The following is a 16,550-nucleotide window of genomic DNA, read 5'->3' on the forward strand; positions in this document are numbered from 1 at the left end:
TGACTGCCCTCACCCGCGCGACGAAAGCGAAGGCCCGGCGTCCCCGCCGGGCCTTCGCCCGTTCCGGCCGGCTTGACATGTGTCAGGTTCCTGACATACCTTGCGTCAGGAACCTGACATGCAGCAAAGGAGCAACGCCATGCCCGTCACCGGCCCCGACTTCATTTCGCTCCAGGCGCGCGACCTCGACGCTTCGCGGGCGTTCTACGAGCAGTACCTCGGCCTCGTCCGCGCGCAGACCGGACCTCCGCACGCCGTCGTCTTCGAGACGAAGCCGATCGCGTTCGCGCTCCGCGACGTCGTTCCCGGGACCGATCTCGGCTCCGTCGCCCAGCCCGGCATCGGTGCCGCCATCTGGCTCCACGCCACCGACGTCCAGGCCATCCACGACGCTCTGGCCGCCGACGGGCACACCATCGTCTCGGCGCCGATCGACGGCCCCTTCGGCCGGACGTTCACCTTCGCCGACCCCGACGGTTACCGGATCACCCTCCACGACCGCGCCTGATATCCCGGTCAGCGGAACCACAATTCACAACCTTGAACAATTGTCCGCCGGGTGTACAACCGCCAGTTCGTCGTGGAAAACTCCGGAACACCCGAAGCGTTTCCCGACACGGAATGGCGGTCCCCCTGTGAGCGTTACCCGGAGAACCCTGCTGACCACCGCGGCCGGTGCCGCGGTGGTCGCGAGCGCCGGCACTCCCGCGTCCGCAGCCGGTCTCGATACCGCCGACCAGGCATCCGTCACCCGGACGCTCCGCCAAGCGGCCGACTACGCGGTGGCCAAGCTGCGCGCGGTGGCGCCGGGCGTCACCGCGTTCCCGGTCGGCACCAAGTTCGAGAAATGGACCTATTCGCAGAATGGCGACTGGGTCGGCGGATTTTGGCCCGGCCAGTTGTGGCTGGCCTGGCTGCACAGCGGCGAAGCACAATTCCGGGACCTCGCGCTGGCGTCCGCGGAGAAACTCGCGCCGCGGCAGAACGACACCGGCACGCACGACCTCGGTTTCCTCTTCTACCCCTCGTGGGTGACCGCGTGGCGGCTCACCGGGGACGCCAAGTGGCGGGCGGGCGCGATCCAGGCCGCGTCGTCGCTGATCAAGCGCTACAACCCGGCGGGCCGGTTCATCCGCGCGTGGGGTGCGCTGAACGACCCGAACAACGCCGGCCGCGTCATCATGGACACGATGATGAACCTCGACCTGCTGGCCTTCGCCGGCCGGGAGACCGGGGACCCGAAGTACCTCGACATCGCCGTCGCGCACGCGAAGACCGTGCAGCGCAACTTCCCGCGCCCGGACGGCTCGACCCCGCACGTCTTCGACTTCGACCCGGTCACCGGCGCGCCGATCGGGCCGAACACCGTGCAGGGCTACAGCCCGGCGTCGTGCTGGTCGCGCGGGCAGGCGTGGGGCGTCTACGGGTTCACGACGATCCACCGCCGCTCCGGCGATCCGGAGTTCCTCGCCACGGCCTGCCGGCTCGCGGACTTCGCGCTGGCCCACCTGACGCCCGACCACGTGCCGGTGTGGGACTACCTGGCGCCGCAGGCCCCGGACGACGTCAAGGACGCCTCCGCCGGCGTGGTCATGGCCTGCGGCCTGCTGGACCTCGCGGAGCTCACGCACCGCCCGCGGTACCGCGAAAGCGCCCTGCGGATCCTGACGGCGATCTCGCGGACGTGCCTGACGACGAAATCCGCCCGCGCCGAGGCGAGCGTCGCCCGCTGCACCCGCAACCGGCCGGCCGAGGACGGCATCGAGGTGTCCCTGCCGTATGCCGACTACTACCTGCTGGAAGGCGTCCTGCGGGTGCTCGACCGGCGGAAGGTCGACCGCGCGGTCGACCTGTCCACCGTCTAGCCGGGCGGGGAGGCCGCCACCTCCCCCGCGTCAGTGCTGGTGGTGCGCGTGCACCTTCGCGTGGCCGAGGCCGCGCCCGATCATCCACTTGTTCACCGGCACCGTGACCACGAAGGCGATCGCCAGCGAGACCGCCAGCGCCAGCCAGAACAGCAGGCTGGTGAGCCCGGCGTCCATCGCTCCGGGGATCGCCACGACGACGGTGTTGTCGATCAGCTCCATGACGGCGATCGACACGGTGTCCGCGGCCAGCGCGACCTTGAACGCGGCGGCCGGGCTCAGGCCCGACTTCAGCACGCCCCGCATGGTCAGGCCGTAGCCGAAGACGAACGCGAGCACGATCGACAGGACGACGGTCGCCGCGTTGTGCAGGCCGAACGCCGTGCCGAGGACCATGCCGAGCACCTCACCGATCGCACACCCGGTCAGGCAGTGCAGGGTCGCCTGGATCGCTGTCGCCCACGAAGCTCCGTGCTGTCCGTTCATGCCGGCCACTATACCCCTACGGGGTATTTAACGCTTGCCCGGTGTGACCTGGTAGACCTCCGGCATTCCGGCACGCAACGTGCACGCAATGCTCACACTATGTAGCCGATACCGCCGACCAGGGGATAGTCGCCAGAAACCCACGAGGTAGAACTCACTTCCGTAACCCTTTGCGCACATCCCGTTGACCACCGTTACGCGGAGCCCTACCTTGCCCCTGGGTCTCCACCGTGCGCAGACCGTTCGAAAGTCCCGAGAAATGGGTGGGGATGCGAGGGCCGACGAAGACGTTCCGGCTGGTCGCGGCGTTGCTGCTGGGAGCGGCGGTCGCGCTCGGGGGCTGCTCGGCGGAGCCCGCGAGCGCTCCACCGCCGGTCCGGGTCGCGTTCGTGCCGAAGGTCGACGGCATCCCGTACTTCCAGGCCATGAACACCGGTGGCCTCGAAGCGGCGAAGCAGCTCGGCGTGCAGTGGACCAGCGTCGGCCCGAAGACCGTCGACCCGGCCGCGCAGGTGGCCATCATGCGGGACCTGATCGCGAAGAAGGCCGACGTCATCGTCGTCGCGCCGAACGACCCCGCCGCGCTCGCGCCGGTGATCGCCGAGGCCAGGGCGCGAGGCATCCACGTGCTCACCTCGGACACCGACGCGCCGGGCACGCAGCGTGAGGTGTTCGTCAACCAGGCCAGCGCCGAAGGCATCGGCGCCGCGCTCACCGACGCGCTGATGAAGCGCACCGGCGGCGCCGGCAAGTACGCCATCGTCTCGTGCGGCCCGGCCGCGGCGAACCTCAACACGTGGATCGCGGTCCAGAAGGCCTACTCGGCCGCGCACTACCCGAAGGCCCAGCTCGTCGAAACCGTGTACGCGGGCGAAGACGAGGACAACGCGACGAACCTCGCCAAGGAGCTGATGGCCCGCCACCCCGACCTCACCGGCCTGGTCGGCGAGTGCACGACGTCCGCGCCCGGGGTCGCGAAGGCGGTCGGCGAGGAGCAGAAGATCGGCCAGGTGTTCACCGTCGGCGTCGGGACGCCGCAGGCGATCAAGCCGTTCCTGCTCGACGGCTCGTGCTCGGAGTCGGTGCTGTGGAACGTCGAGTCGCTGGGCTACCTGACCGCGTGGACGGCGAAGCAGGTCGCCGACGGCAAGCCGCTGCAGCCGGTGAACAAGGTCAGCCTGGAGTTGCCGGCGGTGAAGTACGACGCGGCGTCGAAGACCGTCCTGCTGGGCGATCCGCTGCTCATCACCGCCGACAACGTCGACCAGTTCAAGTACTGAGCTACCGCACGTCGATCGTGACCGTCGCGGTGCTCGTCGCCGCCGGGAGCTTCGCCGTGTCGACCGCGAGGTACTCGCCGTCGTCCTGACGCCCGTCCGGCAGCGTCTTCGGGCGCAGCGCGTACGGCGGTGCCGCGTTCGTCAGGCCGTCGATGCCGAAGTCGTTGTCGTTGCTGAGCACGACGGTCCGGCCACCGTCGGTCGTCGCGACGCCTTCGACCTTGTCGTGCCCGAAGAACCCGCCGCTCGGGTCGAGCGTGGTGACGAGGGCGCCGAGGTCCAGGAAGAGCTTCTTCGACACCGGCCTGATGCCCGCCGCGGCCAGGTCCTTCGTCGCGTCGGCCGTGGTGTCCTTTCCGACGTAGGCGTCGATGCTCTTGCCGCCGACGAGCAGGCCACCCTTGGCCGCGTCGTAGCCCGCGGCGCGCGGGCCGACGTCCGTGGCGCCGGTCAGGTCGATCTCGAACAGTTTCTTGGTCGCGCCCGGCTGCATCTTGCCGTCCCGCTCGTCGACGAGGAACCGCGTCGCCGACAGGGCGGTGATCTCACTGACCGCGGTGCCGGTCGTGGCGGGATCGTCGAGCAGGTAGAGGTACTCGTGAGTGGCGCGGGTGCGCAGGTCGACGGTGACGATCCGCAGTGTCGTGACGTTGCCCGGCTTCTTCGTCAGGTCCGGCTGCTGCAGCGCCGACTGCATGACGCCGACGAGCGTCCCGCCGTCCGGGGTCAGCGCGAGGCCTTCCATGCCCTTGTTCGGCACGCGGTACTTCAGCTCGCCCGGCAGCGAGCCGTCGAACGGCGAAAGGCGCTCGAGGGCACGGCCGTCGCGGCTGAAGCGGGTGATGAACGGGCCGTACTCGTCGGACACCCAGAACGTGCCGTCCCGCTGCGCGACCAGGCCCTCGGAGTCGTAGCCGTAGGGCGACTTCGGCAGGACGTTCCCGGTCAGGTCGACGATCTTCTCGCCGGTGTCCGCGAGCGGGCTGACCTGGCCGTTGTACGGGGTGCCGTCCGCGGCCCGCAGCGGGATCGTCCGCTCCAGCTCGGCTTTGCCGTCGCGGAGGCGGAACTTGCCGATGGCGGGGGTGAAGGCGGGCAGCGGTTCGATCTTGCCGCCGTCGGGCGCGTCGACGTTGGGGCCGCGGTCGGTGAGGCCGTAGAACTCGTCCTTCGCGCCGGGCACCGGCGTCAGGGCCGAGCCGTACGCGCCGCCTTTGATCGGCACCCCGCCGATCGTGGCGAGCGGCGGCAGGTTCGTCGGATACAGCTTCACCGCGTCGGAAACGGTGTAGGTGAAGGAATCCCGGCCGGTGAACCCGGGCGCCGGGGTGTAGCGGAAGGTGCCGTCGGGGTCGACGGAGACGCTCCCGTGCGCGGCACCGGTGTGCCGCACGACCGCGGTGGCCGACCGGTCGTTGCCGAGCACCCCGCCGGTCAGGACCCGGCCGGCCCGGACGTGGAAGTGGTCGTCCTTCGCCCGCGGTCCGTGGTCGTGCGCGGCGGCCGGGCCCGCGGCCGCGAGCGGCAGCGCCAGCACCCCGGCGACCAGGGCGATTCTTACCCGCTTCATCCCGTTTCTCCTCTTCCGGCGCGTGGACCGCGCCGGTGGAGGAGTCTGGGTGGCCGAAGTGGACACCCGCCGACGTCGAAGCGGCGAGCGGGTTAACGCTGCGGCTCAGCGGTGCCGCCGGACGTGCGCCACCGCCGCGCCGCCGCCCAGGACCAGGATCAGCGCGGTCAGTCCCCAACGTCGTTTCTGCTGCGTGCGGACGCCCGTGTCGTGTGCCATGGGCTCCGCCTTCTGCGTCGGACGGGCGTGCGGGGTCGTCGGTGCCGGTGTCGGCGCCGCTGTCGGCGGTGTCGCCGGTGTCGGTGTGATCACCGGCGTCGGAGCCGGCGCGGGTGCCACCGCCACGGGCTGCTCCACCGGCGGTGGCTGCGACGGCGGAGGTGGTTCCGGTGCCGGGGACGGCGGCGGTGTCGGTACCGGGGTGGTCGCCGGCGGCGTGGGTGCCGGGGCCGGGCTCGGCGTCGGGGAAGTCGGCGTGGGAGCCGGTGTCGTGGAGCTGGGCGGTGGCGGTGTCTCGGCGAGACAGCCCGCCGCGTCACTGCTCACCAGAGCCGGGCCGGTCGACACTTCGACCGCCGGGCTCGAGCCGTCACGCGGCAACCGGTACGTGACGCTTCGGTGGCCGTCCCGGTTGGCCGTCGCGTAGAAGGCGTCGGGCGCGAGCACGACCGACCCGTAGGCGCCGCCGCGCGGGAACCGCAACCCCGGCACCACCGCGACCTTGCCGGTGTCCGGCGCCAGTGTCACGACCGAGCTGTCCCCGCGTGAAGTCGTCGAAACCCCGTACAGCAGGCCGGATCCGGGGTCGTAGGCGAAGTCGTCGACGCCCACCGCGAGCGACACCGGACGCAGCGCCGTCCGGTGCACCACGCGCAGGTAGTCCGCGCTCGCCGGGTCGACGTCCACTGTGTACAGATCGCTGTCCTGCCGCACGTACCACCGGTTTCCGGCGATGGCACCGGCCGTGGCGCCGGTGACCAGGCTCCACACCGGATGCCGCGCGCCGGCCCGGCCGATGACGCCGAGGTCGGTCACCGCGCCCGAAGCGTCGATCCGGACCGCGTGCGCACCGTGGTCGTAGCGGCCGCGGCGGGTGCCGTCGGCGACGCCGTACACGACGTCCTGCGCCGCCGAGTAGCCCATCGCGTTGATCCAGTAGTCCGCGCGCGTCAGGCGTTCGGTCACCCCGCCGGGCAGGGACAGCAGCCGGAGGGTCGTCGGCGCGCCAGGCCGTTCGTTCTCCGCCTGCAGGATCGTGCAGCCGGCCGGGTCCTGGGCCGCCGGGCGCCGGGGCGCGGCGGGTGCCAGCCAGCCCGTCGCCGCCAGCAGCGCCGAGACCGCCGCGGCCACGCCGAGCATCGCCGCCCAGCGGGCCCGCGTGCCGGTCAAGCCAGCCTTTCCAGCGCGCCGGCGAACGCCTCCGGCGGCACCCGCGCGCCCCCGCTGAACGGGTTCTGCAGCTGGTAGATCGCGAACAGCAGCAACGTGATCGTGCCGGCCAGCGTGGACACGATGACGATGTGCGCGGCCAGCCGCGTGCCGCCGAAGAGGTTGGGCAGCAGGAGCGCCGTGACCAGGCTGCCGAGGATCAGCGCGAACCAGACGACCGCGCCGACCCCGCCGCCGCCGGCGTTGTTCAGCCGCTGCGTGCGGGCCTGGTAGACCGACCAGAGCTGGTTGCTCGCCTCGGTCTTGCGGTCGACCTGCCAGTCGCCGTCGGCGTCGGCGGCCGCGACGGCCTGCCGCATCTGGTCCAGCTGCGCCCACCCGGTGGCCGGGATGTCGCCGCCGTCCGCCAGGCGCGGCCACTCCTCCTGCTCGACGGTCCGCGCGTAGGCGACGGCGAGCTGGTGGACGTGGTCCTTGGTGTCGCCCGGCAGCGCGTCGGCCGCCCAGGTCGCCGCGACCAGGCTGTCGGCCTCGGTCTGGGCGTCCTGGGTGGCGCTGCCGACCGCGTCGAACAGCGAGATGAGCACGAACGCGACGAGCACCGCGTGCAGCCCGCCGACGATGGTGAACACCTGGCCGGCCGCGTCGTTGTTGTCGGGGCGCCCCTCGTCCCACCCGAACCGCCGGACCAGGTAGGCGATCACGCCGGCGACGACGGCCGCGCCGGCCACCCACAGGCCGCCGGCCACGAAGATGTTCATCCACGTCCCTTTCGCACCCGGCCGCATTCGCCGCCGGAGCGCTCAAGTTAGCCCGCGGTTTTCGCACGGACAACCACCTATTCTTCGATTCAGCCGTGCGGCCGTATCTTCGCGGTGTTCGTCGCCGGTTCGGCCCAGTTTCCGGTCCGGGAGCGGCCATCGCCGCTCCTCGCGGCAACCGCCGATTACCCTTACGTGCCGGACACTTCCCGACCGGGTGAGCGCCGGGCACCCGCCGTGACCAGCGGCGTCGACCCGCTCCCCAGAGCGTGCCCGAAATGGCGGGACGGCAATCAGGTGATCATCCCGCCGGGTGACCCGATCGTGTCATTGTGCGGACCGGGCCGGTTGCTATGTTGATTTCGCGGCGTCGCGAATCCGCGCGAATATCCGGAAAGACAAAGATCACGATCGGCGTGCCGGTGCGGCGCGCCGGCACGTCGATGGGTGGTTTTCGCTGTGACTGTGACCGACCCGGTGGAATCCGACGAGCAGGCGCCGTTGAGTTTGGGGCGGGCCGCGGCCCGGACGTTGGCGACGACGACGAAGTCGGTGCCGCAGATGCAGGGCATTTCCTCGCGGTGGCTGCTGCGGGTGCTGCCGTGGGTGGAGGTCTCGGGCGGCACCTACCGGGTGAACCGGCGCCTGTCGTATGCGGTCGGGGACGGGCGGGTCACGTTCACCTCGACCGGCAGCCAGGTGCGGGTGATCCCGCCGGAGCTGGGCGAGCTGGCCCCGCTGCGCGGGTTCGCCGACGAGGAAGTCCTGGCCGAGCTGGCCGACCGGTTCACCCAGGCCGAGTACCAGCCGGGGGACGCGCTGGTGGAGTTCGGGTCACCGGCCGATCAGGTGTTCCTGATCGCCCACGGCAAGATCAGCAAGGTCGGGACCGGCGCCTACGGCGACCAGACCGTGCTGGGCACCCTGGCCGACGGTGACTACTTCGGCGAAGCCGCCCTGCTCTCCGGCGAGGAGATCTGGGAGTTCACCGCCAAGGCCGTCACCGCCTGCACCGTGCTCACCCTGCCCCGGGCAGCGTTCGAGGACGTGCTGTCCCGCTCGGAAAACCTGCAGGCGCACCTGCACGAATTCGCAGCACGCGGGTCGGGGGCCCGCAACGACCACGGCGAGGCGGAAATCGCGCTGGCCTCCGGACACGACGGGGAACCGGTCCTGCCGGGCACCTACGTCGACTACGACGCCCAGCCACGGGAATACGAACTGTCGGTGGCCCAGACCGTGCTGCGGGTGCATTCCCGGGTGGCGGATCTGTACAACCAGCCGATGAACCAGATCGAGCAGCAGCTGCGCCTGACCGTGGAAGCCCTGCGGGAACGACAGGAACACGAACTGATCAACAACCCCGGGTTCGGGTTGCTGCACAACGCCGACTTCGCCCAGCGCATCCCCACCCGCACCGGCCCACCCACCCCCGACGACCTCGACGAACTGCTCGCGCTGGTGTGGAAAGACCCCGGGTTCTTCCTCGCCCACCCCAAAACCATCGCCGCGTTCGGCCGGGAATGCACCAAAGCCGGCATCTACCCCGACACGGTCGACCTCGGCGGCCACCAGATCCCGGCCTGGCGCGGCATCCCCATCCTGCCCTGCAACAAAATCCCCGTCACCGACACCCGCACCAGCTCCATCCTGCTGATGCGCACCGGCGAACAAGCCCAAGGCGTGGTCGGACTGCACCAAACCGGGCTCCCCGACGAATACCAGCCCGGCCTCAACGTCCGGTTCATGGGCATCTCCGACCAGGCCATCATCTCCTACCTCGTCTCCGCCTACTACTCCGCCGCCGTCCTCGTCCCCGACGCCCTCGCCATCCTCGAAGCCGCCGAACTCGGCCGCGAAAGCTGACCACCATGCCCACACCCACCACACCCCCACGCCCACCCGAACACCAGCCACCCCACCCCAGCACCGGCCTGCCCCCTCGGCACACGGACCCACCGGACTCGGCACCACCGCCACCCGCATCACCCCCACCCGCGCCAAACCCGAAACCGGCCAGCAGGCGGGCCGGACCACCGCCCCCAGCCTCCCGCCGACCGCACCCACCAGCACCCCCACCCACGCCAAACCCCACCCCGGCCAGCGGATCAATCCCGCCACGGTCCTCCCGCCAGCCACCACACCCACCGACGGGAAACCCGAGCCCGGCAAGCAGGCGGGCCGGACCACCGCCCCCAGCCTCCCGCCGACCGGACCCACCAGCAGCCCCACCGGCGGCAAACCCGACCCCGGCGGGCGGGTGCGCCCGTGACCGCAACAGTGTTCGCGCCGCCCCAGGATGGACAGCACCGCCGGCGCTACGACCGGCCGGACGTCGGATCGCGGTCCCCGGCGCCGGTACCGACCGGGCTCGACGACGGCGAAATCGGACACCCATGACGACCATGAACACGCGCACCCCGGCCCGGCCCGTCGGCGACGTCCTCGCGTGGAGCAAGAGCCTCGTCGAGCCGGCGCTGCGCGCGAGCGCCGAACGGCTGCCCCCGGCGATGCGGCGCATCGCCGGCTACCACTTCGGCTGGTGGGACACCCACGGCAGGCCCGCGGACGGCGACGGCGGCAAGGCCCTGCGCCCCGCCCTCGTGCTGCTGTGCGCCGAAGCCGCGGGCGGCGATGCCGCGGACGCCGTTCCCGCCGCCGTCGCGGTCGAGCTGGTGCACAACTTTTCGTTGCTGCACGACGACGTCATGGACGGCGACACGACCCGGCGGCACCGGCCGACGGCGTGGACGGTGTTCGGCACCGGGCCCGCGGTGCTCGCCGGGGACGCGTTGCTGAGCCTGGCTTTCGAGCAGCTGACGCCCGAGGGCGCGAAGCTGCTGTCCCAGGGCGTGCTCGACCTGCTGGAAGGCCAAGCCGCCGACGTCGGCTTCGAGCAGCGCGACGACGTCACGCCCGCGGAGTGCGTCCGGATGGCCCTCGGCAAGACGGCGGCCCTGATCGGCGCGGCCTGCGAGCTCGGCGCCCTGCACGGACCCCGTGCGAAAGACCGGTTCGGCGCGTTCGGCCGGGCGGTCGGGCTGGCGTTCCAGCACGTCGACGACCTGCTCGGCATCTGGGGCGACCCGGCGGTCACGGGCAAGCCGGTGTACTCGGACCTGCAGAACCGCAAGAAGTCACTCCCGGTCGTGACGGCCCTGTCGTCCGGCACGGCCGCGGGCGCGGAACTGGCGACGCTCTACCGCGGCACCGACCCCTTCGGCGACGGCGAACTCGCCCGCGCGGCTTCGCTGGTGGAGGCCGCGGGCGGACGTCAATGGAGCCAAGCCCAAGCCGACGCGTTGCTGGCGAAGGGACTTCGCGAACTCGCCGCGGTCGACCCGGTCCCGCGGGCCGGCGCGGAACTGGCGTCCCTGGCCCGCCTGATCACGACCCGCACTCGCTGACCCGGACCGTCACCGGCCCGGGCGGGTGAGACCGTCCTTGTCCGCGTTCAGGCTCAGGATGTTCTTGTCCGTGTCCTGCAGAGCCTTCGTGACCTGGGCCGACGGCGGCGATGTCGACAAGTCGATCAGGCGGATCGGCGCGTCGAGCTTGACGAGCGTCGGGACGTACTCGGCCTTGTCGACCTTCCAGCGGCCGCCGTCGCGGACGAAGCGGAACCGCGCCGCCGCGCCCTCCTCCGTGTCGCCCCGCGGTTCGGAGTGCCTGGCGACGCTGTTGCCGAGCCCGTAGGCAACCCATTTGCCGCCGATCTTCTCGAACGGCTGCACGACGTGCGCGTGGTGGCCGACGATCAGGTCGATGTCGTCCGACGCCAGCAGCTTCCTCGCCTGCGACCGCTGGTCCGCCGTCGGCTCGTGCTGGTACTCGACACCCCAGTGCAGGCTCGCGATCACGACCTGCGCGCCGGCCTGCTTCGCCGTGCGCGCCGCCGCGAGGACGTCGTCGACGTCGATCTTGTTGGCCAGCCACGGTTTTCCGGCCGGCACCTTGATGCCGTTGAACCCGAAAGCGTACGACAGCTGCGCGACCTTCACACCGTGGACGTCGAGGATCAGCGGTTTCGCCGCTTCCGCCGCCGACCGCGCCGAGCCGGTGTGCTTGACGCCGATGGCGTCGAGCTTGTCCAGCGTGCGGGTGACACCCTCGGCGCCCTGGTCGATCGTGTGGTTCGACGACGTCGAGCACGTGTCGTACCCGGTGTCCTTGAGCGCGTCGGCGATCTCCGGCGGCGCGTTGAACGACGGGTATCCGCTGTACGGACCGCCTTCCGGCGCCAGCGGCGTCTCGAGGTGGCAGATCCCGAGATCGGCCCCGGAGACCAGGGGCTTGATCCCGGCCAGCAGCGGCCGGTAGTCGATCTTGCCGCCGCCGTCGGCCTCGGCCTGTTCGGTCAGCGCCGGGTGGATGAGCACGTCGCCGGTCGCGACGACGCTGAACGAGCCCTCGGGGGCCGTGCCCGGAGATGCGGCCGTCTCCGGGAACGGCGTCGGCGCCGGACCGGACTGCGGCGGGCCGGTGCACGCGGCCGCCAGGACGGCGACCGCGGCGAGCGCGGCGACGCGGTGCTTCGGCATCGGTCCTCCTCCTGGCGTGGTCCGGTCATCCTGCCAGCCGGACGGATCGGGCAGCGACCGCGTTCGAGTCGCCGACCAACTTCCACCACAGTCGACAACACCGATCAGAACATTCGCACAGGACAAAACCGGACAACGCGCAGGACAGACGCGAAAAAATACGATAAATGCAGCGCAGGCTTGCCACGATGCAACTACGGAGAGTAGGTCTCGCTCCGCTAACTGCGCCTTGACGCTCCACGAACGGGTGTTTTGTAATACGAGTCACTCGGCAGGACTCCGTCCGCGCCTCGTCCCCGGCCCCTATGGGAGCACTCGATGTCCACATACCCGCACAGGTATCGCACCTGGAGCGTTGTTGGTTGTTGTTTGATTTCCGGTGTCCTGATGGCCTCGTGCTCCTCGGGCAAGGACACCGCCGCGCCGCAGCAGCAGGCGCCCGCCAACGGCAAGATCACCCTCTACTACCTGCAGAAACAGGGTGACCAGCAATACTTCGTCGAGCAGGCGCAAGGCGCGCAGGAGAAGGCGAAGGAGCTCGGCGTCGAGCTCAAGGTGGTCAACCTCGGCCAGGACGCCAACAAGGCCATCACCGAACTCGACGCCGCGGTCGCCCAGGGCGCGAACGGCGTCGCCATCGTCGTCCCCGACCAGGCCATCGGCCCGCAGGTGATCGACAAGGCCAAGAGCGCGGGCATCCCGCTCATCGCGTCCGACGACGTCATCAAGGACGGCTCGGGCAAGAAGGCCCCGTTCGTCGGCTTCAACGGCAGCCAGATGGGCGACTCGGTCGGCACCGAGGCGGGCAAGCTGTTCAAGGCCGCCGGCTGGTCGGCCGCCGACACGAAGATCATCAGCGCCTACAAGCAGGACCTCACCGTCTGCACCGACCGCGTCAACGCGGCGAAGACCGCGTTCGCCAAGGCCGCCGGCGCCGAGGTCCCGGTGATCGACGTCGGCACCGACAACTCCCCCGTCGACGCGCAGAACCGCTCCGGCGCGGTGATCGGCTCCAACCCGGGCGTCAAGCACTGGGTCGTCTGGGGCTGCAACGACGAGAACGAGACCGGTGTCGTCACCGCGCTGGCCAACTCCGGCGTGCCGGCGAGCAACATCATCGGCGTCGGGCTCGGCGCGTACCTCGACTGCAAGGACTGGGCCGCCGGCAAGGACACCGGCAACAAGGCCGCGCTCTACATCTCCGGCGCCGAGGTCGGCCGCTCGGCGATCCAGGTGCTGGTCGACAAGGTCAAGAACGGCAAGGAGCTGCCCGCGGAGACGATCGCGAAGACCACGATCGTCAACAAGGACAACTACAAGCAGGCCGGCGTCAACTGCACCTGACCAACCGGTCGTGAGTGCGTAACGGTGTTCCGACCCTGTTACGCACTCACGACCCGCTCGGAAGGCGACCATGTCCAGCTCTCCTCCCGCGCTCGCCGTCGAGGGCATCGGCAAGCGCTTCTCCGGCGTCACCGCCCTCGACGACGTCTCGCTGGAATTCCGCTCCGGCGAAGTGCTCGCGCTGATGGGCGAGAACGGCGCGGGGAAGTCGACGCTGCTGCGCGTGCTCTCCGGCGACCAGGGCCCCGACGACGGCAGGCTCCTCCTGGACGGCAGGGAAGTCACCTTCGACACCCCGCGGGCGGCAATGGCCGCCGGCGTGCGCGTGATCTACCAGGAACCGGAGATCATCCCGCACGTTTCGGTGGCGGAGAACGTCTTCGTCGGCGAACTGCCCGCCAAGGCGCGCGTGTTCAACCGCCGCACGCTCATGAAGGCCACGCACGACGCACTCGTCGAGTACGGCTTCGAAGGCGTGCTCAACCCATCGACGCTCGGTGTCGCGCTGTCCGCCGCGCAACGCCAGCTCGTCGAGATCCTGCGCGTGCTCACCGCGGCCACGCCGCCGCGCGTGATCGCCTTCGACGAGCCGACGTCGTCACTGTCCGAGCACGAGGTCGAGGCGCTGTTCCGGCTGATCGGCCGGCTGCGCGACAGCGGTGTCGCGGTCGTCTACGTCTCGCACCGGATGAAGGAGATCTTCCAGCTCGCCGACCGCGTCGCCGTGCTGCGGGACGGGAAGCTCGTCGGTGTCCAGCGGGCCGCGGAGACCGACGAGCCCAGCCTGGTCCGGATGATGATCGGCCGCGACCTGTCGGCCCTGGAACGCCGGACCACCAAGGAAACCGGGTCCGTCGTCCTGAAGCTGGACGACGTGACCACCGACGACGTCACCGGCATTTCGCTGCAGGTCCGCGCGGGCGAGGTCGTCTGCCTGGCCGGGCTGGTCGGCGCGGGACGCTCCGAGCTGGCCCGCGCGATCGTCGGCGACCTGCCGATCCGGTCCGGGACCGTGGAACTGGACGGCAAGCCGTTGCGCGCGCACAACCCCGGCGACGCGGTGAAGGCGGGTATCGGCTTCGCGCCCGAAGAGCGCAAGACGGACGCGTTGCTCATGCAGCGGTCCGTACGCGACAACGTCTCCATCGCCGTCCTCGACCGCCTTCGCCGCTTCCGGGTCGTGAAGCGGGCGAAAGAACGCGCGCTCGTCGAGGAGTACGTACGGGAGCTTCGCGTGCGGACGCCGTCGATGGAGCAGGAAGTCCGCAAGCTCTCGGGCGGCAACCAGCAGAAGGCCGTTCTCGCGCGGTGGCTCGCGCGGCGGCCGAAGCTGCTGATCCTCGACGAGCCGACGCGCGGCGTCGACGTCGGCGCGAAGGCCGAGATCTACCGGATCATCGACGGCCTCGCCGCGGAAGGCATCGCGCTGCTGGTCATCTCCTCCGACCTGCCCGAGGTGCTGACGCTGGCCGACCGCATCCTCGTCATGCGCGCCGGGCGCCTCGCGGGCGAGATCGGCCGCGAAGACGCGACCGAGGAAGCCGTGCTGACCCTCGCCATCCCCGAAACCGAACCCGCCGTCGAAGAAGCCCAGGAGATCGGCGCATGACCACCCCCACGAAGGAAACGACGGCCCCGGCCGCGCCGCCCCAGCCGAGCGTCGCGCGCCGCGTGCTGACCGGCATCGGCGTGCAGAACTCCAGCCTGATCATCACGCTGATCGCGCTCGTGATCCTGCTGTCGGCACTGAACGGGAACTTCTTCCGCACCAACAACCTGCTGCTGATCGGCAGCGCGATCACCATCATGGGGCTGCTCGCCCTGGTGCAGACGCTGGTGATCATCCTGGGCGCGCTGGACATCTCGGTCGGCTCGATGGCCGGGCTCGCGTCGGTCGTCTCGGCGATGGTGTTCACCTCGACCGGCAACTCCGAGGCCGGCATCCTCGCCGCCGTCGGCGTCGGAATCGTCTGCGGCCTGGTCAACGGCATGATCATCATCTTCGGCCGGGTCAACCCGGTGGTCGCGACGCTGGCGATGCTCGCCACCTACAAGGGCATCGCGCAGGTGATCTCCGACGGCAAGGCGCAGGGCTACACCGGCGGCGACGACCTGTTCATCTTCCTCGCCAAGGGCTCGGTGCTCGGGCTGCCGTCGCTGGTCTGGGTGTTCCTGATCGTCGCGGCGCTGCTGCACTTCCTGCTCAAGTACACCGACATCGGCCGCAACGTCTACGCCATCGGCGGCAACGACACCGCCGCACGGCTGGCCGGCATCAACATCAACCGGTACATCATCGGCGTCTACGCGCTGGTCGGCGTGGTCGCGGCGATCGCGGGCGTGCTGATCACCGCGCGCACCGGGTCCGGCCAGCCGACGTCCGGGTCGGAAGGACTGGAGCTGCAGGCGGTCACCGGCGCCGCGCTCGGCGGCACCATGCTCAAGGGTGGCCGCGGGTCGATCATCTCGACCGTGCTCGCGGTGATCATCCTTGGCGTGCTCGACAACGGCATGTCGGGGCTGGGCATCAACCCGTTCTGGCAGAACGTCGCCCACGGCGCCCTGCTCGTGATCGCGGTCGTGCTGCAGCAGCTGCGCAGCGGGGAGCGTCGCGTCGGCCTGCCCGAGTAGCGGTGAACCTCCACGCCCGCATCGTCGACGAACTGGGCAGGCTCATCGTCGAAGGCGTCCTCGGGGACGGGCAGCCGCTCGTTCCCGAGGAGCTCGGCCGCCGGTTTTCCGCGTCCCGGACGGTCGTCCGCGAAGCGCTGCGCGTGCTGGAGTCCAAGGGCATGGTGACCGCGCGGCCGCGGGTCGGCACGTGGACGCAGCCACCGGAGGCGTGGGACGCGATCGACCCGGACGTCATCGCCTGGCGCGTCGGCGGCCCGGACGGCCGGGAGCACCTGCGTGAGCTGTTCGAACTGCGGCTGGCCATCGAACCGCAGGCGGCGCGGATGGCCGCGCGGCACCGGCGTCCCGACGAGCTGGCGGCGATGGCGGCGGCGTACGCGCTGATGGCCGACGCCACCGACACGGCGGCCTTCCGGGCCGCGGACGCGCGGTTCCACGCGGCGCTGGTCCGCGCTTCGGGCAACGCGCTGATCGCCCAGCTGCAGGTGCCGGTGGTGGCGGCACTGCGGGCGCAGGGCGAACCGGCGGACACGCTCGTCGCGCATTCCCGCGTGCTGACGCTGGTGCTGGCGAAGAACGCCGACGGCGCCGAGTCCGCGTCCCGCCGGCTGCTGGAAACCGTTGCGGCGTACCGCTCATCGGCACCTTGACACGTTTGGCGGGAAGCGCTTCACTCGCTG

Annotated in this window: 14 protein-coding genes; 9 read left to right on the forward strand and 5 right to left on the reverse strand. The window is 70.7% G+C overall.

Annotation, left to right across the window (positions count from 1 at the left end; genetic code table 11):
* Nucleotides 1-139 precede the first annotated feature (139 nt).
* Both BT341_RS40965 and BT341_RS40970 read left to right on the forward strand, forming a co-directional pair.
* Nucleotides 140-508 (forward strand): VOC family protein, encoded by a 369-nt coding sequence (locus BT341_RS40965; protein WP_072481331.1) that lies wholly within the window; start codon nt 140-142, stop codon nt 506-508.
* 127 nt (nt 509-635) lie between these two features.
* Nucleotides 636-1,865 (forward strand): glycoside hydrolase family 88 protein, encoded by a 1,230-nt coding sequence (locus BT341_RS40970; RefSeq protein ID WP_072481332.1) that lies wholly within the window; start codon nt 636-638, stop codon nt 1,863-1,865.
* A 30-nt stretch (nt 1,866-1,895) separates the two neighbouring features.
* Here the strand turns inward: BT341_RS40970 and BT341_RS40975 are convergent, their stop codons facing one another.
* Nucleotides 1,896-2,351 carry a DUF4396 domain-containing protein gene (locus BT341_RS40975; protein ID WP_072482458.1) on the reverse strand — a complete coding sequence of 152 codons (456 nt, stop codon included), beginning with the start codon at nt 2,349-2,351 and terminating at the stop codon, nt 1,896-1,898.
* A gap of 269 nt (nt 2,352-2,620) precedes the next feature.
* On the opposite strand from BT341_RS40975, the gene BT341_RS40980 reads away from it, so the two are divergent.
* Nucleotides 2,621-3,631 carry an autoinducer 2 ABC transporter substrate-binding protein gene (locus tag BT341_RS40980; protein ID WP_177329014.1) on the forward strand — a complete coding sequence of 337 codons (1,011 nt, stop codon included), beginning with the start codon at nt 2,621-2,623 and terminating at the stop codon, nt 3,629-3,631.
* Nucleotide 3,632: 1 nt separating this feature from the next.
* Here the strand turns inward: BT341_RS40980 and BT341_RS40985 are convergent, their stop codons facing one another.
* The 3 genes from BT341_RS40985 to BT341_RS40995 form a co-directional block, all read right to left on the reverse strand.
* Nucleotides 3,633-5,201: an esterase-like activity of phytase family protein gene (locus BT341_RS40985; protein WP_072481334.1), complete on the reverse strand. Its 1,569-nt coding sequence runs from the start codon at nt 5,199-5,201 to the stop codon at nt 3,633-3,635.
* Between the two features lie 105 nt (nt 5,202-5,306).
* On the reverse strand, nt 5,307-6,590 hold the full coding sequence (locus BT341_RS40990; RefSeq protein WP_072481335.1) for a DUF6923 family protein: 1,284 nt from the start codon (nt 6,588-6,590) through the stop codon (nt 5,307-5,309).
* Complete coding sequence (locus BT341_RS40995; RefSeq protein WP_072481336.1) at nt 6,587-7,351, reverse strand: bestrophin-like domain; 765 nt, start codon at nt 7,349-7,351, stop codon at nt 6,587-6,589. The genes BT341_RS40990 and BT341_RS40995 overlap by 4 nt, the downstream gene beginning before the upstream one ends.
* Before the next feature lie 459 nt (nt 7,352-7,810).
* On the opposite strand from BT341_RS40995, the gene BT341_RS41000 reads away from it, so the two are divergent.
* Nucleotides 7,811-9,217 (forward strand): family 2B encapsulin nanocompartment shell protein, encoded by a 1,407-nt coding sequence (locus tag BT341_RS41000; RefSeq protein ID WP_072479641.1) that lies wholly within the window; start codon nt 7,811-7,813, stop codon nt 9,215-9,217.
* 530 nt (nt 9,218-9,747) lie between these two features.
* Nucleotides 9,748-10,758 (forward strand): family 2 encapsulin nanocompartment cargo protein polyprenyl transferase, encoded by a 1,011-nt coding sequence (locus BT341_RS41005; RefSeq protein WP_072481337.1) that lies wholly within the window; start codon nt 9,748-9,750, stop codon nt 10,756-10,758.
* A gap of 9 nt (nt 10,759-10,767) precedes the next feature.
* On the opposite strand, the gene BT341_RS41010 is transcribed toward BT341_RS41005, so the two are convergent.
* The gene (locus tag BT341_RS41010) at nt 10,768-11,892 is read right to left on the reverse strand and encodes a CapA family protein (RefSeq protein ID WP_072481338.1); all 1,125 of its coding nucleotides are present in this window, start codon (nt 11,890-11,892) and stop codon (nt 10,768-10,770) included.
* Between the two features lie 369 nt (nt 11,893-12,261).
* Between BT341_RS41010 and BT341_RS41015 the strand changes: the two genes are divergently transcribed.
* From BT341_RS41015 to BT341_RS41030, 4 genes are all read left to right on the forward strand, one after another.
* Nucleotides 12,262-13,236, forward strand: a complete 975-nt coding sequence (locus tag BT341_RS41015; protein WP_072481339.1) for a substrate-binding domain-containing protein — start codon at nt 12,262-12,264, stop codon at nt 13,234-13,236.
* 70 nt (nt 13,237-13,306) lie between these two features.
* Entirely contained in the window at nt 13,307-14,845 is a 1,539-nt protein-coding gene (locus tag BT341_RS41020) for a sugar ABC transporter ATP-binding protein (RefSeq protein WP_072481340.1), read from the forward strand.
* Nucleotides 14,842-15,867, forward strand: a complete 1,026-nt coding sequence (locus tag BT341_RS41025) for an ABC transporter permease (RefSeq protein WP_072481341.1) — start codon at nt 14,842-14,844, stop codon at nt 15,865-15,867. Before BT341_RS41020 ends, BT341_RS41025 begins: the two co-directional genes overlap by 4 nt.
* Before the next feature lie 2 nt (nt 15,868-15,869).
* Nucleotides 15,870-16,520: a FadR/GntR family transcriptional regulator gene (locus BT341_RS41030; protein ID WP_072481342.1), complete on the forward strand. Its 651-nt coding sequence runs from the start codon at nt 15,870-15,872 to the stop codon at nt 16,518-16,520.
* The last annotated feature ends 30 nt before the right edge of the window (nt 16,521-16,550 follow it).

The organism is Amycolatopsis australiensis (genome assembly GCF_900119165.1).
GTDB classification, from domain to species: Bacteria; Actinomycetota; Actinomycetes; order Mycobacteriales; family Pseudonocardiaceae; genus Amycolatopsis; species Amycolatopsis australiensis.